Source organism: Salinicola rhizosphaerae (assembly GCF_014652715.1).
GTDB lineage: Bacteria > Pseudomonadota > Gammaproteobacteria > Pseudomonadales > Halomonadaceae > Salinicola > Salinicola rhizosphaerae.
In genome coordinates this window covers 157082-180031 of the sequence record NZ_BMZI01000006.1, presented here as the reverse complement: position 1 = coordinate 180031, position 22950 = coordinate 157082, and the positions used below count along the sequence as shown (strand labels likewise).

The 22950-nt window shown below is 63.9% G+C and carries 14 protein-coding genes; 10 read left to right on the top strand and 4 right to left on the bottom strand.

What is annotated here, in order from left to right; genetic code table 11:
* Nucleotides 1–134: 134 nt before the first annotated feature.
* Nucleotides 135–503 carry an ATP-dependent Clp protease adapter ClpS gene (gene clpS / locus IE125_RS14235; RefSeq protein WP_189445337.1) on the top strand — a complete coding sequence of 123 codons (369 nt, stop codon included), beginning with the start codon at nt 135–137 and terminating at the stop codon, nt 501–503.
* A 197-nt stretch (nt 504–700) separates the two neighbouring features.
* A complete protein-coding gene (gene clpA / locus IE125_RS14230; RefSeq protein WP_189445336.1) occupies nt 701–2965 on the top strand; it encodes an ATP-dependent Clp protease ATP-binding subunit ClpA in 2265 nt (754 codons plus the stop codon).
* Between the two features lie 174 nt (nt 2966–3139).
* Here the strand turns inward: clpA and infA are convergent, their stop codons facing one another.
* The 3 genes from infA to aat all read right to left on the bottom strand — a co-directional run bounded on the left by infA (nt 3140) and on the right by aat (nt 5158).
* On the bottom strand, nt 3140–3358 hold the full coding sequence (gene infA / locus IE125_RS14225; protein WP_013332816.1) for a translation initiation factor IF-1: 219 nt from the start codon (nt 3356–3358) through the stop codon (nt 3140–3142).
* A 352-nt stretch (nt 3359–3710) separates the two neighbouring features.
* Complete coding sequence (locus tag IE125_RS14220; protein WP_189445335.1) at nt 3711–4469, bottom strand: arginyltransferase; 759 nt, start codon at nt 4467–4469, stop codon at nt 3711–3713.
* Nucleotides 4466–5158 carry a leucyl/phenylalanyl-tRNA--protein transferase gene (aat, locus tag IE125_RS14215; RefSeq protein ID WP_189445334.1) on the bottom strand — a complete coding sequence of 231 codons (693 nt, stop codon included), beginning with the start codon at nt 5156–5158 and terminating at the stop codon, nt 4466–4468. Before aat ends, IE125_RS14220 begins: the two co-directional genes overlap by 4 nt.
* 161 nt (nt 5159–5319) lie before the next feature.
* Between aat and IE125_RS14210 the strand changes: the two genes are divergently transcribed.
* From IE125_RS14210 to lolA, 3 genes are all read left to right on the top strand, one after another.
* Nucleotides 5320–7344: a methyl-accepting chemotaxis protein gene (locus tag IE125_RS14210; protein WP_189445333.1), complete on the top strand. Its 2025-nt coding sequence runs from the start codon at nt 5320–5322 to the stop codon at nt 7342–7344.
* Nucleotides 7345–7641: 297 nt separating this feature from the next.
* A complete protein-coding gene (locus tag IE125_RS14205) occupies nt 7642–11193 on the top strand; it encodes a DNA translocase FtsK (protein WP_229809144.1) in 3552 nt (1183 codons plus the stop codon).
* A 207-nt stretch (nt 11194–11400) separates the two neighbouring features.
* Nucleotides 11401–12054, top strand: coding sequence for an outer membrane lipoprotein periplasmic chaperone LolA (lolA, locus tag IE125_RS14200; RefSeq protein ID WP_189445332.1), 654 nt, complete (start codon nt 11401–11403; stop codon nt 12052–12054).
* A gap of 157 nt (nt 12055–12211) precedes the next feature.
* Here lolA and IE125_RS14195 read toward each other — a convergent pair whose 3' ends face one another.
* Nucleotides 12212–13549, bottom strand: coding sequence for a replication-associated recombination protein A (locus tag IE125_RS14195; RefSeq protein ID WP_189445331.1), 1338 nt, complete (start codon nt 13547–13549; stop codon nt 12212–12214).
* Nucleotides 13550–13901: 352 nt separating this feature from the next.
* Here IE125_RS14195 and IE125_RS14190 point away from each other — a divergent pair, with 352 nt between their 5' ends.
* The 5 genes from IE125_RS14190 to IE125_RS14170 all read left to right on the top strand — a co-directional run.
* Nucleotides 13902–14450 (top strand): hemerythrin domain-containing protein, encoded by a 549-nt coding sequence (locus IE125_RS14190; protein WP_229809143.1) that lies wholly within the window; start codon nt 13902–13904, stop codon nt 14448–14450.
* Between the two features lie 227 nt (nt 14451–14677).
* Entirely contained in the window at nt 14678–15493 is an 816-nt protein-coding gene (gene murI, locus IE125_RS14185) for a glutamate racemase (protein WP_189445329.1), read from the top strand.
* 84 nt (nt 15494–15577) lie between these two features.
* Nucleotides 15578–16690: a tRNA (uridine(54)-C5)-methyltransferase TrmA gene (gene trmA, locus IE125_RS14180; protein WP_189445328.1), complete on the top strand. Its 1113-nt coding sequence runs from the start codon at nt 15578–15580 to the stop codon at nt 16688–16690.
* A 171-nt stretch (nt 16691–16861) separates the two neighbouring features.
* The gene (locus IE125_RS14175) at nt 16862–21697 is read left to right on the top strand and encodes an NAD-glutamate dehydrogenase (protein ID WP_189445327.1); all 4836 of its coding nucleotides are present in this window, start codon (nt 16862–16864) and stop codon (nt 21695–21697) included.
* 123 nt (nt 21698–21820) lie between these two features.
* The coding region (locus IE125_RS14170) for a hypothetical protein (protein WP_189445326.1) at nt 21821–22950 on the top strand (1130 nt) is incomplete at its 3' end.

Below are 22950 nucleotides of genomic sequence, written 5' to 3'. Positions count from 1 at the left end.
CTTCAAGGAACCTCGGGTGCTCAACGGTATCCAACATCTCACCGAGCACCGTCTGACATGATCGATGCAAGTCGTCCTGTCTCGGGGCTCACCCCTACTGTGTCCGAAACTGTATGTCAGAGATCGTAGATAGAATGTCATCCTGTTCCACCGAGGAGCCGATGCGTCTGGGAATGACGCATCCGCCCGACCCTGATCATGAAGAGCAGGGAGACGTGGCCGAACAGGTCTCGGAGCCCGAGCTGGCGCCGCCACCGATGTACAAGGTCGTGCTGTATAACGATGACTACACGCCGATGGAGTTCGTCGTCGAAGTGCTCCAGCGATTCTTCGCGATGGATAGTGAAAAAGCGGTGCAGATCATGCTGGCCGTCCACACCCAGGGGAAAGCGACCTGTGGCATCTTCACTCGCGATATCGCCGAGACCAAGTGTCATCAGGTGAATGAATACGCGAGAGAGTGCGAGCACCCACTGATGTGTGATGTCGATGCGGCCGATTGATGCCGTCATCGCAGTACAAGATGGCTGTTGCGGCCGGCGCGGCGATTGTCGCCCATAACCGGCTATCAGTCATAGCAGGAAGTAGGGGGCGGTGAACGATCTTCGGCGGATTGTCCGCCGGGGACTTGCGAAACCGCCAGTTGTGCCCGATTGTGAAAGTGCCGACCGACGCCCTAAGCGGCTACAAGGGGACTGCCATGTTGAGTAAAGAACTTGAACTCACCCTGAACACGGCCTTCACCGTGGCGCGTTCCAAGCGACACGAGTTCATGACCGTGGAGCACCTGCTGCTGGCGCTTCTCGATAACGCTTCGGCAGCCGATGTGCTCAATGCCTGCGGGGCGAATCTGGAAAAGCTTCGTGCCGATCTGCAGGACTTCATCAATTCGACCACGCCTCTGATTCCGGAGGACCAGGAGGACCGGGAGACGCAGCCGACGCTGGGATTCCAGCGGGTACTGCAACGTGCCGTCTTCCACGTCCAATCGTCCGGCAAGAGTGAAGTGACCGGTGCCAACGTGCTGGTGGCTATCTTCTCCGAGCAGGAGAGTCAGGCGGTCTATTTCCTCAAGCAGCAGAGCGTCGCTCGCGTCGACGCCGTCAACTACATCGCCCACGGCATATCCAAGGTGGCGGGGCATGGTCAGGCGCAGCAGCCGTCCCAGGAAGCCGAGGAGGGCGAGGAGGCCGCACCGGAAGGTGGGCAGAACCCGCTGACGAGCTACGCCACCAATCTCAATGAGCAGGCGCGACTGGGCAAGATCGACCCGCTGATCGGGCGCGACCATGAGCTCGAGCGAGTGGTTCAGATCCTCGCGCGGCGGCGCAAGAACAATCCGCTTCTCGTGGGGGAAGCCGGTGTCGGCAAGACGGCGATCGCGGAAGGCTTGGCCAAGCGGATCGTCGAGGAGGACGTGCCCGACGTCATCTCCGACGCGGTGGTCTACTCGCTGGACATGGGCGCGCTGCTGGCGGGCACCAAGTACCGCGGTGACTTCGAGAAGCGCCTGAAGGGCCTGCTTGCCGAACTGCGCAAGCAGGACAATTCGATCCTGTTCATCGACGAGATCCACACCGTCATCGGTGCCGGGGCGGCTTCCGGCGGTGTCATGGATGCCTCCAACCTGCTCAAGCCGTTGCTCTCTTCCGGGGAGCTACGTTGCATCGGCTCGACCACGTTTCAGGAATTCCGTGGCATCTTCGAGAAGGATCGCGCCCTGGCGCGGCGCTTCCAGAAAGTGGACGTGCCTGAACCGACCGTCGACGACACGATCCGCATCCTGAAAGGGCTGCGCGGTCGTTTCGAAGAGCATCATCAGCTCAAGTACACCGACAGTGCGCTGGAGAGCGCGGCGCGCCTGGCGGACCGTTACATCAATGATCGCCATCTGCCTGACAAGGCGATCGACGTCATCGACGAAGCCGGTGCGCATCAGCGACTGCTGCCACCGGAAGCGCGCATCTCTACCATCGATGTCGACCAGGTCGAAGCCGTCGTGGCATCCATCGCGCGTATTCCGCCGAAGAGTGTCTCCAGCTCCGATCGCAAGCTGCTCTCCAACCTGGAGCGCGACCTCAAGATGCTGGTGTTCGGTCAGGACGAAGCGATCACCAGTCTGTCGGCGGCGATCAAGCTCTCGCGAGCCGGGTTGAAATCGCCGGACAAGCCGGTCGGCAGTTTCCTGTTCGCCGGCCCGACCGGCGTGGGCAAGACCGAGGTGGCGAAACAGCTGTCGCATCTCATGGGCATCGATCTCGTGCGCTTCGACATGTCGGAGTACATGGAGCGACACACGGTGTCGCGCTTGATCGGGGCGCCGCCCGGTTACGTCGGCTATGACCAGGGTGGGTTGCTCACCGAGGCAATCAACAAGCAGCCGCACTGCGTTCTGCTGCTCGACGAGATCGAGAAGGCGCATCCGGAAGTCTTCAACCTGTTGCTGCAGGTCATGGATCACGGCCGCCTGACCGACAACAACGGGCGCGAGGCGGATTTCCGTCACGTCATCCTGATCATGACATCGAATGCGGGGGCGGAGCAGATCTCGCGCCGCTCGATTGGTTTCCAGACTCAGGACCACTCGACGGACGGGATGGAGGTCATTCGCCGAACCTTCACGCCGGAATTCCGCAATCGACTCGACGGCATCATTCAGTTCCACGGTCTCGAGCCATCCATCGTGCGCAACGTGGTCGACAAGTTCCTGGTCGAACTCCAGGCGCAGCTCGACGAGAAGCGAGTGCAGCTGGATGTCGATGACGAAGCGCGTGCCTGGCTGGCCGAGCGCGGATATGACCCGGAGATGGGGGCAAGGCCGATGGCCCGTGTCATCCAGGAGAAGCTCAAGAAACCGCTGGCCGAAATGATTCTGTTCGGCGATCTGGCGGAGAACGGCGGTCTCGTCCACGTGCGTGTCGAGAACGACGAGCTGCAGATCGAGACGGAGGCGGAAGTCGCCTGAGTCTCAGTCAGGCTGCCGCACCTCGGTAGCCTGACGGCTGCGCCACGTACGACAACGCCTCGCCATGGCAACATGGCGAGGCGTTTTCAATTCGTGTCGGCCGAGCCGCTTGCGGAGAGCGTATTGCGAGGCGGGGCACTGGCGGGTGTGGCGCCGGGCGGGGAAGTTCCGGTCTCAGCGGGAGCGATAGACGATACGGCCCTTCGAGAGGTCGTAGGGAGTGAGCTCTACCTTGACCTTGTCGCCTGTCAGGATGCGGATGTAGTTCTTGCGCATCTTGCCCGAGATATGCGCGGTCACGACGTGGCCGTTTTCCAGCTCGACGCGGAACATGGTGTTGGGCAGCGTGTCGACGACGACGCCTTCCATTTCGATATGATCTTCTCGTGCCATATAGGCGGTCCCTCTTGAACGTTTGGACGTAGCGGTGGGGCCCGCTCAGCCGGTGTGAACAACGTAGCTCACCGCGAACGGCGTCGGTGCCATCCACGGTCTACAGCACAAGAGCCCGGCTCGGGCCTCAGAGTGCGCCGTATTATGGGCCATCTTGACGCTCGAGGCAAAATATCGCCGGGAGCGATATTTCGCGCAAGCCCCGAAGGGGGAGGCGCAGGGACGCGCCGAACAACATATCGCCGGGGGCGATATTTCGCGCAAGCCCGACAGAGAGCAAAGGGCCGCAGGCTGGGGTCGCGTCACGCAGAGCTCTGGCCGACCCCGCCAGGACCTGTGATGTAGGCAGGGCCTAGGTCAGCGCACTGGCCGGCACGAGCCGTTGCCAGCGCCCGCCATTGAGATATTCGAGTGGCTGATAGTCCTGCTTGTAGCGCATTTTCTGGCAGTCGCGAATCCAGTAGCCCAGGTAGAGGTGCGGCAACTGTCGTTTCCGCGCCAGCTCGATCTGACTCAGAATCGCGAAAGCGCCCAGCGAGCGGCGTTCGAAGATCGGGTCCGGGTCGAAGAAGGTGTAGATCGCTGACAGGCCGTGTCCGAGCAGGTCGGTCGCCGCGACCGCCATCAGGTGGCCGCCGAGGCGAAACTCGAGCAATTTGGAAAACGGGTGCGCCTGGGTGAGGAACATGCGGTATTGATCCCGGCTGGGCGGGTACATGTCGCCATCGGCATGACGGGCGCGGATGTAGCGAGCGTAGAGCGCATAGTGCTGCTCATTGAACTCGGTCGGCACCAGGCGGGTCGTCAGGTCGCTGTTGCGATTCATCAGCTTGCGTTGCGTGCGCGACGGCGTGAAATCCCCGATCGGAATTCTCACCGATACGCAGGCGTTGCAGGCCTCGCAATGAGGGCGATACAGATTGCTCCCGCTGCGTCGAAACCCCAGCAGGGTCAGCGCATCGTAGACTTCGTCGGCAACGGTTTCCTCGGGGTCGAGAAACAAAGTCGTGGCTTCTCGACCCTGCAGATAGCTACAGGGGTGGGGCACCGTCAGGAAGAAACGAAGATCGCGTGCCTGACGCTGCGGGCTGCTCGCATTGTCGCTGCTCACGTGGGCTCCGTTGACCAGAGATCGGTCGGCGTAGGTGCATTGACGTTCTGCTCAAGATAGCCGATGAACGTCTCGCGGGCGATGTCTCTCGCGCCCATGCTTGCCAGGTGGTCGGTGTGCATCTGGCAGTCGATCAGTGCGAACCGGTGGGTTTCCAGTGTTCTGGCCAGGTGAACCAGCGCGATCTTGGACGTATCTGGCTGATGGCTGAACATCGATTCGCCAAAGAAGATTCGGCCCAATGAAATACCGTAGAGGCCACCGACGAGCTTGCCCTCGCGCCAGGTTTCCACGCTGTGGGCATACCCGAGTCGATGTAGATGCCGATAGGCCGCGTTCATCTCGTCGCTGATCCAGGTGCCTTCCGCGCCCGCTCGGGTCTCGGCGCAGGCCGCGATGACGGCATCGAAATCGCGGTCGAGCGTGACCTCGAATCCGGCGTGGCGCATTCGCTTGGCGAGGCTGCGCCGAACTCGGACCTCGGCGGGGAAGAGCACCATCCGAGGATCGGGCGACCACCAAAGAATCGGCTGCTCCTCGGAATACCAGGGGAAAATGCCACGGCGGTAGGCCTCCACCAGCCAGGTCGGCGTCAACGCGCCGCCGGCGGCGAGCAGACCTTCCGGCTCATCGAGCGCGTGATCGACGGTGGGGAACATGACCTGGTGAGGCGGTAGCCAGGGGAGCATAACGATATCCGGTGGTGACGTAGGCGGTCGGGCCAGAAGTGGGCAGCATATCAATCGCCGGGGGCAGCGCCCACAAGGCAATATCGACCAGTAAACGATCAAGGTGGCGTGAATTCGGCCGATAAAAGGAGTCGACCCCTTATTCACGAGATCGTTTCGCCATGGTCATCAAACGCTATTACCGGCGTGCCAGCGTCGGTACCCGATTGGCGCTAATTGCGGCATTGCTGCTCGTCGTCGTCCTGGTCGGCATGGCAGTCACCCTGACTCGCGTCAGTTCGGCGCAGCTGGTGCAGTCCACTCGCCACGAGGTGGAGACACAGCAGAAGTCCATCACGGATATGGTCTCGCTGTTCGATTACAGCCTGCAGCAACAGGTGACGCGGTTTCTCGATATTTTTGCCGATCAGTATTCGGGCAAATTCACCTTGGATCCGGACCAGCGAGTCGACGTGTCGGGGCGCTCGACACCGGTATTGAAAAACGGGATTGAAGTCGTCAACGACAACACCTGGAAGCTGGATCGCTATACCAAGCAGACGGGAATGCCGGCTACCGTCTTCGCGCGTGATGGTGACGACTTCGTCAGAGTCTCGACATCGCTGAAGGATGGCGATGGCAAGCGGGCGATGGGTACGCTTCTGGATCGCAAGTCCGCAAGCTACGCCCAATTGTTGCAGGGTAAGCCCTACACAGGGCTGGCCAAGCTGTTTGGCACTCCCTATATCACCAAGTACCAGCCGGTGACCGACGCCGACGGTCAGGTGGTCGGCGCGCTTTTCGTGGGTGTCGATATCACCGAGGAGATGGCGCAAGTCCAGGACCGCATCCGTCAAATGGGGATTGGCGAGCAGGGATATACCATGCTCGTGTCGGCTCGGCCGGGCGATGAAGGAAAAGTGTTGGCGGGTGGTCCTTACGAAGGGCGTGAATTGATGGCCCTCGATGAGGCGTCGACCTTCGCGCCAATTCTTGAAAAGCCTTCGGGGCGCGTGAATTACATGGATGCCTCCGGCGCCCAGAGAGACATATCGTTTACCCGTTACCCCAATTGGCAGTGGGTAGTGGTCGAATCCATCTCTCTTGACGAAGTCAGAGCCGAGATGGTCAGTGCCCGCAATCAGACGCTGCTGATTGCCGTTGTCCTGGCCGTGTTGCTCAGCCTGATCCTGTACTGGCTGGCACGGCGGTTGGTGACCCAACCGTTGACCAGAACCGTCGAGTTGGCTCGTGCCCTTTCGGAGGGCGATCTCTCCCAGCGTATCGAAACGCGCCGCGAAGACGAGATCGGCCAACTGGTTATCGCCATGAATGGCATCGGTGACGGGCTGGAGAAGATCGTCGGGCAGGTTCGCGACGCCGTCGACCTGACAGAGGCACACACCCGAGAACTGGCGGCAGGCAATGCCGATCTTTCCGCGCGCACCGATTCGCAGGCGGCAGGCCTCGAGCAGACCGCGGCCAGCACCGAGGAGATCAGCGCGACGGTCCGCCAGAATACGCAACGCGCGCAGGAGAGCGACGATCAGGCCCGGCACACGTCGGCGGCTGCCAGCGATGCGCGTGACACTGTCGAAGCTGCCGTCGCGGCGATGCAGCGTATCGACGAGATGGCCCGTCAGATCGGCGACGTGGTCGGGATCATCGATGGCATCGCCTTCCAGACCAATCTGCTGGCACTCAACGCCTCCGTCGAGGCCGCGCGAGCGGGGGAGCAGGGGCGGGGCTTTGCGGTAGTCGCTCAGGAGGTTCGCGGGCTCGCCGAGCGCAGCGCGAATTCCGCCCGGGAGATCAAGGCGCTGATCGATCGGACGGCTGTCGAGGTCGAGAACGGCAATCTCCGGGCGGCGGAAGCCGGCGAACGGGTTACCGAGATCGTCGGCCAGATCGGTCGTATCACGACGCTGGTGTCCGAAATCCGTCTCGCCTCGGAGGAGCAGACTCACGGCATCGAGCAGATCAACGCCGCGATCAGCCAGATCGACGAGAGTACGCAGGGCAATGCGGCCCTGGTGCGCCAGTCTCATGCTGCGACGCGTCAGCTGGGAGAGCAGAGCCGGCGACTGGCCGAGACGGTGTCGCTGTTTCGCCTGCGCGAGGGCGCGGATCACCGTGACGCTCGTCGGTCATCGCCCGAGCGGCTCCCGGCCGGGGAGCGCAAGACAGCGCAGCCGGAACCGGCCTGAATGCGGTGACATCACGTGGCGACACGGCGGAAACAGCGTTCGAGCCCCCTGTGATGTCGGCGCGGCCCCCGGTATGATGGCGGGTCGAGGAAGTCGACTCCGCCGTGCGGGTTCGACCGTTGATCGCCACGCGCGTCTGCGGCATGGAAAGCCGCAATCGAGCGTGGCCGTTGATTGCGCCGCCCTGACGTCGGGCGGTTGCGAGGGGGTTACCGTTTGAGCGCCAAGAGTTCGGCCCGCAAGAGCCGTCGTTCAACTACGCAAGCGCAAGCCAGGGAGCAGGCACGCCGCGTGATCATGCGCCTGCACGGGGTGACACGCGAGGGCGTCGCCATCGTGCTGCTCGCGATCTGCGTGTTCCTGCTGCTGGCGTTGTTCAGCTACTCGCCTGTCGATCCTGGCTGGTCCCACAGCGGTCCGGATCAGTCGATCGCCAACTGGATGGGCCGAATCGGCGCCTGGCTATCCGACGTGCTCTACTCTCTGTTCGGCGCCAGTGCGCTCTGGTGGCCAGGCATGTTCGGGTTCGGCGCGTGGCGAATCATGCGCCAGGCCCAGGTACAGATCGTCTGGGACCCGGTCGCCCTCGCCGTGCACAGCGCGGGTCTGCTGCTCCTGCTGATGAGCACGACGACGCTGGGCGACCTGCATTTCTACAACGCTGCCAGCGATCTCCCCAATCAGGCCGGTGGGATTCTCGGCAAGGGGATCGCCGGCTCCCTGACGATGCTGGTCGGCATCCGCGGCACCACGCTGATCGCGATCGCGGCATTTTTGTGCGGCTTCACACTGTTCACCGGCATGTCCTGGCTGACCGTCATGGACGAGCTGGGCAGCGGCTTGCGGCGTCTGTTCGGCTGGTCGCGTGAGCAGATGGGCGCGCGGCGCGACAGCCGCGAGGTTCGTCGTCAGGCGAAAGCGGAGAAACGGGCCGAACGTGCAGAACTCCGCGCATCGCGGCGTGACGACGATGTTGCCGAACCGGTCGAGGCCGAGCCGGAGGTCGCCGAAGCGGACGCAGAGACGCCCCACAAGGCGGCGTGGTGGGCACGCTGGCTGCCCTGGTATCGGGCCCCCGACCTTGATACCTGGGGGGATGACGCTACCGCCGAGCCGAGCCTGCGTCGGGACCCGGCGTGGGATGCAACGGCGGCGGCCGGTGAAGTCAATGACTCCTCGATGTGGCGCCATGACGGGCGCACCGATATTCCCTGGGACGTTCCCGCGAAGACGCCGTCGGCCAAACGGCCCGAAGCGGCCTACAGCGCGCGCCAGCAGCGCGAAGAGGCGCGGGAACCGACGCTCGGACGCGCGATCGAGACCTCGTCGACTGTCTCGAACCCTGCTTCCGGCGACGCCGGCTCGAGCGGTGCTCAGCGCGCGCCGGCCACCACTGACGACACGCTGCCTGATTCTGGCGGCGCGGCGGTCAATGAAGATGCCGGCGCGCAGGTTGCCGAGACGGCTGAAGCGCGCCAGCCATTTCGCGCCGATGTGACTCGCCGTCGTATCCCGGACGCCTTCCAGGCCCCGCCGGCGAGCAGCGCCGACGATGAGAGCTCGACGCCCGACGCTGCCGCCGCGAGCCGCGACACAGAGAGCACGAGCGAACCCACGCCGGCGGGGCCTGCGCTGTCGGCGGACGATGACGATGTGCCGACTCAGCAGTGGGGCCTGCGCGCCGAGCGTCATGACTCGTCTGCTCAATGGCAGAGGACGCCGAGCCGTGAGGATGCGTCTTCCGAAGAACGCGTTCGAATCGACGAGGCGCCCGCCGCGCCCGGTGAAGCGCAGGTGTCAATCGACGGGCGGGATGCCGAGAGCGAAGCGGCGCACGCTCGCGCCACACCGCGCTGGGACCAGTTCGAAGCTGACGGTGGCACCCTGCCGAGCGACACACGCCTCGAGCGCGACCCTGGCAATCGACTGCCGTCAGAGAGTGGTTCGTCGAACGGCTCGGTGCGGCGCGAACACAGCCTGGACGCCGCTGTGTCGGGGGTTGCGGGTGCGGCCTCGCCGTTGGCCGGCGGTTCGACCCCGGCCGGTGGCGAGCGACATGACGCGTCCCATCAGTCGCCCGCCTCGGCGGAGCAATCTCAGAGCTTGCTATCTCAGACCCGGCCATCTCAGACCTCGCCACCTCAGCCGCCGCAGCCGCAGTCTGCGCCTCTCCAACCTTCATCGCCGATGCCGCCCGCACAGCAGCCCTCGATACCGGAAACACCGGCAGTGGCGACCGCGGAGCAGGCGCGCCAGGCAGCCGCCGAGGATCAGCCAGCGCTGTGGACAGTCGAGCACCTGCAGAGCCAACGCCCGGTGATGGACGATCTACCGGAACCGACCGGCGATCTGCCCTCGATCCGTCTGACGACGCCGGCCGACCCCGAGCAACCCAACTATACGCCGGAGCAGCTTGCCGACATGGCGGAGCTTCTCGAGATGCGTCTGCGTGAATACGGCGTCAAGGCTGAAGTCGTCGAGACCTGGCCCGGCCCCGTCATCACGCGTTTCGAGATCAAGCCGGCAGCGGGCGTGAAGGTCTCCAAGATCAGTAACCTCGCCAAGGATCTTGCCCGCTCGCTGATGGTCAAGAGCGTGCGTGTGGTCGAAGTGATTCCCGGCAAACCGACCGTCGGGATCGAGATCCCCAACCCGCATCGGGCGATGATCCGTATTCGCCAGGTACTTGATTCGGACGTCTATCAGCAGGCGGAGTCGCCGGTGACGCTGGCGCTCGGTCAGGATATCGGCGGCAAGCCGGTGGTCGCCAATCTCAACAAGATGCCCCATCTGCTGGTGGCGGGCACGACCGGGTCGGGCAAGTCGGTCGGCATCAACACCATGCTGGTGTCGATGCTGCTCAAGGCAACGCCCGACGAAGTGCGCATGATCATGGTCGATCCCAAGATGCTGGAGCTTTCGGTCTACGACGGCATCCCGCATCTGCTCGCCCCGGTCGTGACCGACATGAAAGAAGCCGCCAACGGGCTGCGCTGGTGCGTGGCCGAAATGGAGCGACGCTATAAGCTGATGGCCGCCATGGGCGTGCGCAATATCGCCGGCTTCAACGCCAAGCTGGACGAAGCCGAGCGTCACGGTGCCCAGGTGCAGGATCCGCTGTGGGAACCGCAGCCGTGGGAGATGCATCAGCAGCCGCCCACGCTCGCCAAGCTGCCCTACATCGTGGTGGTGATCGATGAGTTCGCCGACATGTTCATGATCGTCGGCAAGAAGGTCGAGGAGCTGATCGCTCGGCTGGCCCAGAAGGCGCGCGCCGCGGGGATTCACCTCATTCTGGCAACCCAGCGCCCCTCGGTGGACGTGGTGACCGGTCTGATCAAGGCCAACATTCCGACCCGCATGGCGTTCCAGGTCTCTTCCAAGATCGACTCGCGCACCATTCTCGATCAGGGTGGCGCCGAGAACCTGCTCGGCCACGGCGACATGCTGTACCTGCCGGCGGGCGCCGGCATGCCGCAGCGCGTTCATGGTGCTTTCGTCGATGACGACGAGGTGCATCGTATTGTCGAAGACTGGAAGCGACGTGGCGAACCCGAGTACATCGAAGAGATTCTCTCCGGCGGCGTCTCCGCCGACGCGCTGGCCGGCCTCGAGGCCGAGGGCGGTGGCGATGGCGATGATGCCGAGCAGGATGCCCTCTACGACGAGGCGGTGCAGTTCGTGACCGAGACTCGACGCGCGTCGATCTCGGCAGTGCAGCGTCGCTTCAAGATCGGTTACAACCGCGCGGCTCGACTCGTCGAGGCGATGGAGCAGGCCGGGGTCGTCTCCTCGATGGGCAACAATGGCTCGCGCGAGGTGCTGGCGCCGCCGCCGGTGGGCAATTGATCGCCGCGCGACGCGTTTGTCTCCTGGCAGCGTTCACCACCCCCGCGCGCAGCGCTGTCGCCCCACGCAGCGCTCGTCCAAGTTGTGCGACGGTCCCGCTAAACTCCGGCGCCGTCGCGCGGTCCAAGGAATCGTTCACTCGGACATCAAGACGTTCGAATCGGACATGAAGAGCAACATGAAGAGCAATCGAGACAGGGAATGCCCATGCGCATGATGAAGAGGCTGGCGACCGTCGGTGCCTTGATGCTGGCACCGTGGGTGACAATGACCGCGCAGGCCGATCAGGCTTCTGTCGATCGTCTGACGCATCTGCTGGAACCGCTCAAGACCTACTCGGCGGATTTCAAACAGCAGATTCTGGATGCTTCCGGTTCCAGTCTGCAGGATACCAGTGGCCATATGTGGCTTTCGCGACCCGGTCATTTCCGCTGGGAAGTCAACGATCCCTATCGTCAGCTCGTCGTGTCGGACGGCGACGATGTGACACTTTACGACCCGGATCTACAGCAGGTGACGATTCAGCCGCTGGATGATCGGGTGACGCACACGCCGGCGCTGCTGCTGTCGGGCAGTGCCTCCCAGCTGGCCGACAACTACGACGTGACGCGCCAGCAGCAGGGGGCCACCGAAACCTTCACGCTGGTGCCCCAGGCGAACGACACGCTGTTCGAGCAGCTCAAGCTGACCTTCTACAGCGAGAAACTCGACGCGCTGCAGATGACCGACAGCACCGGCCAGCGTACCGCGATCGACTTCGACAATGCCGAGACCAACGTCAGTATCGATCCGGCCCAGTTTCAGTTCGACATCCCCGAAGGGGCAGACGTCGTCCGCGAGCAGGCGCCGGCAGCGCCCTGACAGGTTGCTGGCTCGTCACGCAGGGAGCGCTGTATCCCTGAACGATCGACCCCGCCATGGCGGGGTCGATTGCGTTGCGGCAGTTCGTTGTCTCGCGTTGTGCATGCCGGGCGTCGGTTGTCGGGAAGCAGATGTCTTGCGGGATCGCGATACCGGCTCAGCTTGACTCGTCGACCTGGCGATCGAGTTCGGCACGCCATGCTAGTATCTGGCCGTAGCGCTTCTCCTGACCGTTGTCGGTGGGCGCGTAAAAGCGCGTTTTCGGCAGGCTTGCGGGCCAGCAGTCATGCGCACTGCCGGCGGGATAACTCTCTGGCTCGTCATGCGCGTAGCGATAGCCTTCGCCGTACCCTAGCGACGACATCAGCTTGGTCGGCGCGTTGCGCAGATAGATTGGCACTTCGACGTCCGGATGCTCGGCGACGAACGCCTTCGCCTGATGCCAGGCCTGATCCACTCGGTTGCTTTTCGGTGCACTCGCCAGGTGGATGGCGGCATGTGCGATGGCCCGCTGACCCTCGTAGTCGCCCAGGCGCAGGTAGGCATCCCAGGCCGCGATGACCATCGGCAGAGCGCGCGGGTCGGCGTTGCCGACATCCTCCGAGGCAATCGCCGTCAGTCGACGTACGATGTCGAGCGGGTCGCCGCCGCCGCTGATGAACTGCGCCATGTACAGAAGCGCAGCGTCGGGGCGCGATGAGCGCACCGATTTGTGAATCGCCGAAAGCAGGTCATAGTAGTGCTCACCCTGCTTGTCGAAAGCGGCTGCCTGATGGCCGATCACCTCGATGACGGCGTCCCGGTCGAGATGCTCGCCCTGGGCGTCCGCACGAGCGAAGTCGCAGGCGGTCTCGAGCAGGCCCAGCGCCCGTCGGGCGTCGCCGCTGGCGGCGCGGGCCAGAATCGACAGCGCCTCGGCATCGGCGCGTATACGACGTTGACCGAGACCATGGCGCTCGTCCGCCAGCGCCCGTTCGAGCACTGTGGTCAGCTCGGCTTCGTCCAGTGACTTGAGGACATAGACGCGAGCACGAGAGAGCAGCGCGGAGTTGACCTCGAAGGACGGATTTTCCGTCGTTGCCCCGATCAGCGTCAGCAGGCCGGACTCGACGTGGGGCAGCAGCGCATCCTGCTGGCTCTTGTTGAGGCGATGAATCTCGTCGAGAAACAGCAGCGTCTGACGCTCTCTGGAGCGGGCTTCCTGGGCGCGCTCCACCGCTGCGCGGATCTCCTTCACGCCGGCCATGACCGCAGAGAGCTGCTCCAGGCGCGCGCCGGAGGCGTTGGCCAGGATCTCGGCCAGTGTCGTCTTGCCCACTCCCGGCGGGCCCCACAGGATCATCGAGCGCACGCTGGCGCTCTCCGCCATGCGCCTGAGTGGCTTGCCGGGGCCGACCAGCGCCTGCTGCCCGATGTAGTCGTCCAGCGCCCGCGGGCGCATGCGGTAGGCAAGAGGCGCATTGTCCTGAGAAGCGCTATCGGCGAAAAGATCCATGACCGGTTCCAGGCTGGCGGTCGTCCTGCGGTTCGCGGCGGGTGAGCCGGTCTCGACGACGACAGAAGTACATTTCGCTACACCGATTGAGACGTTAGGCGTAGAGCGTTTATCGAAAAAGGCGCTAGGGTAGGAAATTCTAGCGCGTCGTTCGTCTTCGACCCAATTCGTTGTCTCGGTTCGGTGCCGGCTCGGCGTCGGTGACGACGCAAAGGCGAAAGCGCTGGAGATCTGGTCAGGCAGTGCCCGTTGCCGTGTCTGTCGCTGCGTCGTTGGCGACAGACGCTACCCCCAGGCCGACGCGCGGCATCCGCGACGCCGGCGCTTCACGGACAGGAGACTCACCATGCCCATGCTGACCCAGTTACGTCAGGACCATGCCAACATGGCGCGCCTGCTGCATGTGTTGCAACTCAAACACAAGACGCTGGCTGACGGCGAACGCCCCAATTTCCGCCTGATCCGGGAGGTCGTGGATTACATCCTCGACTATATGAGCGGTTTCACGATTCCTCTGGAGCGCATCTGCAGCGAACAGCTGGTGGCGCGCCAGTCCCACATCGATGAACTCAGCAATCGGCTGGCGGATGACTATCAGCATCTCCACGAGCAGTTGATGCGGCTGTCCCAGGATATCGACATGATTCTGATGGACGGTGTCATGCCAATGGACAAGTTCGCGGAAGATCTCAGGCGCTATCTCGACGCTCACCGGGCATACCTGCGGGCGGAACGCGAAGAGCTGTTCCCTCTGATCCGCGAGCACTTCGACGAGGCCGACCTGGCGCGGCTGGCCAGCGAGTTGCCGGCGCGAGCCGAGGCCGAACTGGCGCGACTGCAGGAGGCTTACCCGGAGCTCTACACCGAGTTTCGCGAGGCACCTTCGCCGTTGGCTTCCTGAGCTTCGCCACCCGCGGGAATGCCGGCCGGGTAAGCCGGCACGTCATCGGGCCGATTCTCGTCGGCGCTGGTGCGATCCGGCGGCTTCGCGGTCGTGGGAACCCGCGCGCTCGCGTAGAATGATCGCTTTGGAGGCGGAGAGCGCGGGATGGATCGGCTGCAGGTCAGGCAGGGGTGCGAAGCACCGCTCGGAGCTCGACGACACGGGTGCGTTTCGGGTGCGCCCTCATGAGCGATGTGCTGGTGTTCGATTCCGGCGTCGGCGGGCTCTCGGTGCGCACCGACATTGCCCGTCGTCTGCCTGGTGCGTCGCTCGACTATGTCTGCGACAACGCTGCGCTGCCTTACGGCACCAAGCCCGATCGGTGGCTGGTGGCGCGCATCGTCGATGTCTGCATGCGGGCCTGTCGCCTGAGTGCGCCGCGGGTCCTGGTCGTGGCCTGCAACACCGCCAGTACGCTGGCCCTGGAAGCACTGCGCGAGCGTCTGGCCGTTCCGGTTGTCGGCACGGTGCCGGCGATCAAGCCGGCGGTCGCGCAGAGCCGTACTCGCAGCGTCGGCCTGCTGGCGACCAGCGCGACGGTCAATCGACCCTATCTCGACCGGCTCGTCGCCGAGTTCGCTGACGGCTGTCGTGTGACCCGGGTCGCCGCCGATCCGCTGGTCAGAGTCGCCGAGACTTTCATCGCCGATGGTCAGCTCGATGTGCGACGCATTCGCGCCGTGCTGGCGCCGCTGTGGGCCGTGGCCGAGCTCGACACCGTGGTTCTCGGATGTACCCACTTCCCGTTGCTGAAGGCGAATTTTGCTGCGCTGGCACCGCGTCCGGTTGCGTGGATCGACTCCGGCGAGGCGATAGCCCGCCGCGTCGAGACGCTCCTGGGTGACGGCTTATCGGCAGATGGGCCGATAGCCCCTCGCTGCTGGGCGACGCGGCCGGATGCGCCAGGGCTCGGCCACGCACTCGCGCGTTTCGGCCTGCCAGCGCCGCGAGGGCTCGTCTCGGCGGTCGACTTGCCACGGGTCGCGCAGACGCCGACCTGATGCTCTCTCGATGTCGCCCTGGCCGCGACTTCGTCCTCTGATTGACGCCGCTTGCTGATTATTTCGTACTTTGAGGAGTGCCGCTTGGTCATCACCGATATCGATCCCGCCCGCTATGACGCCCAGCTCGACGCCAAGCGCGAGAGGATCGAACAGCAGTTCGCCAGCTTCTCGCCGCCCCCGCTCGAGGTTTTCGCCTCGCCGCCCACGCACTATCGGATGCGCGCCGAGTTCCGCCTCTGGCACGAGGGTGATGATCTCTATTACGCCATGTTCGAATCGGACCCCGAGGCGCCCAAGGGCAAACGCGTGGTGCGTATCGATCAATTTCCTGTCGCGAGTCGGCGCATCAACGCGCTGATGCCGGCACTTCTCGACGCCATCCGCGACGACGAACTGATGCGACGCAAGCTCTTCCAGGTCGAATTTCTGACCACGCTCGACGGCGAGGCGCTCGTCACCCTGATCTATCACAAGGCGCTCGACGATAACTGGGAATCACGGGCGCGCGAGCTACAGACCTTGCTTGGCGTTTCACTCATCGGCCGTTCACGCAAGCAGAGGATCGTGCTGGATCGCGATCACGTCTGGGAGCGGCTCGAGGTGGAAGGGCGCGAACTGCATTACCAGCAGGTGGAGAATAGCTTCACCCAGCCCAACGCCGAGATCTGCCGCGCGATGCTGGCCTGGGCACGTGATGTGACCCGTGATACCGAGCGACGACGGGACCTCGTCGAGCTCTACTGCGGCAACGGCAACTTCACGATCGCGCTTGCCGAAAACTTCCGGCGCGTCGTGGCGACCGAAATCTCGCGCACCTCGGTGGCGTCGGCGCAGGCCAACATCGAGGCCAATGGCATCGACAACGTTCATGTGGCGCGGATGTCGGCCGAGGAGTTCGCGCAGGTCCTCGCCGGCGAGAAGCAGGGCAGACGGGTCAGCGCGATGGCGCTCGAAGCGTGCGATTTCTCGACCGTGCTGGTCGACCCGCCCCGCGCCGGACTGGATGCCGATAGTTGCGAGCCGCTGATGCGCTACGAACGGATTGTCTATATTTCCTGCAATCCGGATACGCTGGCGGGCAACCTCGAGCAGTTGACCCGTACCCACCGGGTCACGCGTATGGCGCTGTTTGACCAATTCCCCTGGACCGACCACTGTGAGTGCGGGGTGCTACTCGAACGGCGAGTGGATTGAGCGAGCCGCTGTCAATCGCCGGCCGGTGAGTCAGACATCCGCCATGATGCGCAACCGACATGCGCCATGACGAAGCTTCAATTGAGTGGGGCGTCCGCTAACGCTGGCGTAAGCTTCGCGCCATGTTACGTCGCCGCCATATCGGTGGCCGCTGTCAGTCGAGGTGAGTGAATGCAACACGTCGCGATCGAGGGAAAAACGGAATTTCTGGAACAGCTGAGAGACAAGCTTTCCCAGCGCCTGCCGGAGGAGAAGGTGAAGCGGATCACGGCATTCGCCGAGGATCTCTACGCCACGGCGCCGTTCGAGGAGGCGGCGGATCGCCAGCTGGAAGACGTTTACGGCGCCACGCTGGCGGCGTGGCACTTCATGCGCACCTTCGATCCCGACGAGGCCAAGGTCCGGATATTCAATCCCAACTTCGAGGAGCACGGCTGGCAGTCACCGCACACCGTCGTGGCTGTGCTGCATCGGGACATGCCGTTTCTGGTCGACTCGGTGCGCATGGAGCTCAATCGCCGTGGCTTGACGCTGCACGCCATCCACAACGCGGTTCTGGCGGTCGAGCGCGACGCGCGCCATCACGCGCTGCGGATTACCGGCACCCGGGCCAAACAGGCGCCCGCGGCGCGCGAGTCGATCATTCTGATCGAAGTCGATCGCCACACCGACGCCGAGACGCTCAAGGATCTCGAGCAGAGCCTTCAGGAGGTGCTGCTCGACGTGCGCATGGCCGTTGCCGACTTTGACCCGATGTGCGACAAGTTGCGAGAGGTCATCGGCGAGCTCGAAGCCAGTCGGCCAGAAGCAGTCACGGCGGCCGATCAGAAGGAGACGATCGCGTTTCTGAAGTGGCTGCTTGACGAACATTTCACCTTCCTCGGTTTCGCGGAGACGCGGCGCACCGGCAGCGGCAAGAAGGCGCACGAGGAGCGGGTGGCAGGCAGCGAGCTCGGCGTACTCAAGCTCGACCAGCCGCGCTATCAGGAAACCGTGCGTTTTGGCGTCGAGGACGGTCCGACTCCGACGCCACTGCGGTTTGCCAAGAGCGCTTTTCACGCGCGGGTACATCGGCCGACCTATCCGGATCACATCGCGGTCTCGCGGTTCGATGCCAAGGGCAAGCTGATCGGCGAGTGGCGCTTCTTTGGACTTTTCACCTCACTGGTCTACAACGAGTCACCGCGCACGGTGCCGGTTCTGCGGCGCAAGGTGCAGGCGGTGATCGACGCGGCCGGCGTCAACCCGAAAGGCCACAACGGCAAGCTGCTGCTGCAGATTCTCGAGGTGCATCCGCGCGACGACCTGTTCCAGAGCACGACGGACGAACTGGCGCAAACCGCATTCGGGATTCTCAACATTCGCGAGCGTCGCCGGGTGCGCCTGTTCATCCGCGTCGATCGGGCCGGTCAGTTCTACTCCTGCCTGGTCTTCGTGCCGCGCGACATCTTCTCTACCGATCTGCGGCTGCGAATCCAGGATCTGCTCTGCGAGGAGCTCGGTGCCACCTTCGCCGACTTCAACCCCTACCTGTCGGAGTCGACGCTGGCGCGTATCCAGTTCACCCTGCGCTTCAATGGGCAGGAGCCGGTCGATTTCGACCCGCGTGCGCTGGAGAAACGTGTCATCAAGCTGGCGCGCAACTGGCGGGAAGACCTGCACGGGGCGCTGATCGAGGCGCTGGGCGAGGAAGCCGGCAATCGACAGGCGCAGACCTTCCGTGATGCCTTCCCCAGCAGCTATCGCGACGACTTCTCGGCGCGCACGGCGGCCAACGATATTCGTCATCTCGAGTCACTCGATCAGGGCGCGCCGATCGGGGTCAGCCTCTATCACCTGGCGGAGAGTGCGGCCGAGAGCGTCAACATCAAGCTCTACCACCGCGAAACGCCGATTCCGCTCTCCGACATGCTGCCGGTGCTCGAAAACCTCGGCCTGCGTGTCATCAGCGAGCGGCCCTACCGTATCGCGACGGCGCAGCAGACCTACTGGATTCATGACTTCACGTTCGAATATCGCGGCCTGGTGGGCGAGGTCGACCTGCGCGACATGCGCGAGAACTTCATCGACGCGTTCACGCGTATCTGGGTCGGTGACGCGGAAAACGACGCCTACAATCGCTTGATCATCGGTGCGGCGCTGAACTGGCGCCAGGTCGCGGTGCTGCGCGCCTATGCACGCTACATGAAGCAGCTGCGCATCGGGCTGTCTCAGGCCTATATTGCCAACACGCTCGCCGCACATGCCGAGATCACGCGGGGTCTGGCGCAGCTGTTCGAGCTGCGTTTCTCGCCGGCCTCGGATGCCGACAAGCGCCGGGACAGTGACTGCAAGGCGTGCATCGAAGCCCTCAACGGCCGGCTCGATCAGGTGGCGAGCCTCAACGACGATCTGCTGCTGCGGCGCTATGTCGACCTGATTCAGGCGACGGTGCGAACCAATTTCTTCCAGCCGATGGCCGACGGCAGCGACAAGTCCTACATCTCGTTCAAGCTCGAGCCGAGCAAGGTGCCGGGCATGCCCAAGCCCAAGCCGTTGTTCGAGATCTTCGTCTATTCGCCGCGAATGGAGGGGGTGCACCTGCGCGGCGGCAAGGTGGCGCGCGGGGGACTGCGCTGGTCCGATCGCAACGAAGATTTCCGCACCGAGATTCTCGGGTTGATGAAAGCGCAGCAGGTCAAGAACTCGGTCATCGTGCCGGTGGGCGCGAAGGGCGGTTTCATCTGCAAGCGGATGCCGGAAAACGCCGACCGTGATGCCATCCACGCCGAGGGCGTCGAGTGCTATCGCATTCTGATCCGCGGTCTGCTCGACGTGACCGACAACCTCGACGGGACCACCATCGTGGCGCCGCGGGATGTCGTCCGCCACGACCCGGACGACCCCTATCTGGTCGTCGCCGCCGACAAGGGCACGGCGACCTTTTCCGATTACGCCAACGCCATCTCGCTGGAGTACGACTTCTGGCTGCGCGACGCCTTCGCCTCCGGTGGCGCCCAGGGCTACGACCACAAGGGCATGGCGATCACCGCTCGCGGCGCCTGGGAATCGGTCAAGCGCCACTTCCGCGAGATGGGGCTCAATACGCAGAAGGACGAGTTCACGGTTCTCGGAATCGGCGACATGGCCGGCGATGTCTTCGGCAACGGCATGCTGCTCTCCGACAAGATTCTGCTGGTCGGTGCCTTCAACCACCGCCATATCTTCGTCGATCCGACCCCCGATGCCGCCAGTGCGTTCGCCGAGCGCAAGCGCCTGTTCGAGCAGCCGCGCTCCAGCTGGTCCGACTACGACGAGACGTGTATTTCCGAAGGCGGTGGCGTCTTTTCCCGCGATGCGAAGTCGATTTCCGTTTCCGACCCGATGAAGAAGGCGTTCGGTATCCGGGCGGACAAGCTCTCGCCCAATGATCTGATCAACGCCATGCTGAAGTCGACGGTCGATCTGATCTGGAACGGCGGTATCGGTACCTACGTCAAGGCGGCGAGCGAGAGCCACGCCGATGTCGGCGACAAGGCCAATGACGGTCTGCGCATCGACGGCGCGGAACTCAACTGCCGCGTGGTGGGTGAAGGCGGCAATCTGGGGCTGACGCAGCGCGGTCGCATGGAAGCGGCGGAGAAGGGCGTCCGCGTCAATACCGACTTCATCGATAACGCCGGGGGCGTGAACTGCTCCGATCATGAAGTGAACATCAAGATTCTGCTCGACGGCATCGTTCAGCGTGGCGACATGACCGAGAAACAGCGTAACGCGCTGATGGTCGAGATGACCGAAGAGGTCGGCGAGCTGGTGGTGCGCGACAACTACCGTCAGACCCAGGCGCTGTCGCTCTCCGAGCTGCAGGCCAAGGAGGGGCTGGGGCCGTATCGTCGCTTCATCAACGAGCTGGAGGCTGCCGGTAGTCTGGATCGCGAGCTGGAGTTTCTGCCCAGCGACGAGGCGTTGAGCGAACGCAACAACGCCGGTGGCGGGATGACGCTGCCTGAGCTCTGCGTGCTGATCTCCTACGCCAAGAGCACGCTCAAGAGCGACCTGATCGCCGCCGAGCTGCCTGCCGATCCGCAGCTTCAGAGCCACGTGACGAAGGCCTTTCCGGCCACGCTCGCCGAGCGCTATCCGGACGACATGAATCACCATCGGCTCAAGCGCGAGATCGTGGCGACGCAGCTCGCCAACGATCTGGTCGATCACATGGGAATTCCCTTCGTGCGTCAGTTGCGCGATTCGACCGGCGCTTCGCGCATCGAGATCGCCCAGGCCTACGTCATTGCCCGTGACAGCTTCGGCTTTCAACGCCTGTGGGAGCAGATCGAGGCACTCGACTATCGCGTCGACAGTCAGATGCAGTACACCATGATGCTCGATCTGATGCGCCTGCTGCGCCGCGCGACGCGCTGGTTCCTGCGCCAGCGCGGCTCGCTCAGCGTCAAGGAGTGTGTCGAGCAGTACGGCCCGCAGCTCGCCCAGCTTCAGGAGGACATCGGCGGGCGCCTGCAGGGCGACGAGCGAGAAGCCTGGGCGCAGCGGCGCGATGAACTCATCGGTGCGGGTGTGCCGGAGGCTCTGGCGTCGATCGTCGCGGCGGCACCGAGTCTCTACGCAGGGCTTGGCATCATTCAGGCCGCGCGCACCAGTGGCGAGAAGATTCAGCGCGTCGCCGAGGTCTATTATGCGATCGGCGAGAGTCTCGACCTGCCGTGGATGATGCAGCAGATCAACACGCTGGAGGTGCGCGACGGTTGGCAAGCGCAGGCGAGAGAGACGTTCCGCGACGACCTCGACCGCCAGCAGCTGGCGCTCACGGTCAAGGTGCTCGGCATGGCCGACGCGCCGCGGGAAGTCGAGGCGAGAGTGACGAGCTGGCAGGAGGATCACGCGCCACTATTCGAGCGCTGGAATGCCTTGCGCGCCGAGATCGACGCCGGGACCCAGGTCAGCTTCCCGCTGGTCGCGGTGGCCATCCGCGAACTGGTCGATCTGGCCGAAAGCGATAACGAGGGCTGAGTACCGCGCGCTAACGGCCTGTCAATCGGACATGACGCTCATCGGGCACGAATAAGGTATCCCGGTGGGCGTCTCTGTTATGCTGTGGCCCGATTCCGGTCGCAGCTAACGCAGAGAGGCTCCATGAAGTATCGTGTGTTTTCCACTCTATTCGTCGCGTTGAGCCTGGCAGGTGCCTCCAGTCAGGCGCTGGCGCAGAGCGAGGCGCTCAAGGACGCTCAGGAAGCGGCGAGCAAGGTCGATCTGACCCGCTTCTTCAAATCCAGCTCGGACGCGCGCAGCCAGAGCTTCTTTTTTGGCGGCGTCGACCAGCATCCATTCACGGTCGACCGGGCAGGACGCTACCGCTTCGCGAGCTCCACGCTTCCCGGTGAATCCGAAGATTACAAGATCACCGCCAAGCTGATCGATGCCAACGGCAACGTGCTGGCACGGGATTCCGGCCTCGGCAATACCGGTGGGCTGGAGATGGAGCGAAAGCTCGAGCCGGGCGATTATGTCCTGCAGGTCTCCGGACAGAAGTTCGGCAGCACCAAGACCGGCGGCAACAGCTTCAACGTTACGGTGGCGGAACTCGACGCCAGCGGCAACGTGGTCGACAGCGACGAGGGGGGCGTCGACAACGGTGGCGGTATCATGTTCGGTGGTCCGGGCACCAATGGTCGCACGACGGCGTTCGTCGACGAGAGCGACGAAGTGGCGACGCTGAGCGCGCCGGGTCGCGAGTCGGCCAGCGAGGTCGCCGCCGCGGGCACGACCCGCGCGCCAGACCAGGGGCCGGATTTCGGTAGCGGTAATACAGGCAGTGCCTCCACGCCGCCGGCCACGCCAAATGGCGCTCAAGGTTCACCCGATAACGGCGTGGCCTCGGCTGCCGCCGCCGTCGACGATGCCACCGGCGATTCGCCACGCATGGGCCGCCCGCCGGAGCCGCAGATGCCGGATGGCTTCGACGAGATCGTTGCCGATATCCGCGTTCTGCAGGAAGGCAAGGTGTTGACCTTCAAGGTAGCCGATGCCGGGACCGTCTCGGTCAAGAGCTCGACGTTCCCCGGCAACGAAGGGACGTATCGCCTGCAGGCGAAGATTCTCGACGAGAACGGCAACGCCGTGGCCAGCGACGAGGGTTCGTTGGCGGTGGGCGATTTCGACATCGAGACCGTGCTGCAGCCGGGTCAGTACTCGGTATGGGTCAAGGGTCAGCGGTTCGGGTCGGCCATGAACGCCGCGAACCGTTACACCCTCCGAGTTCA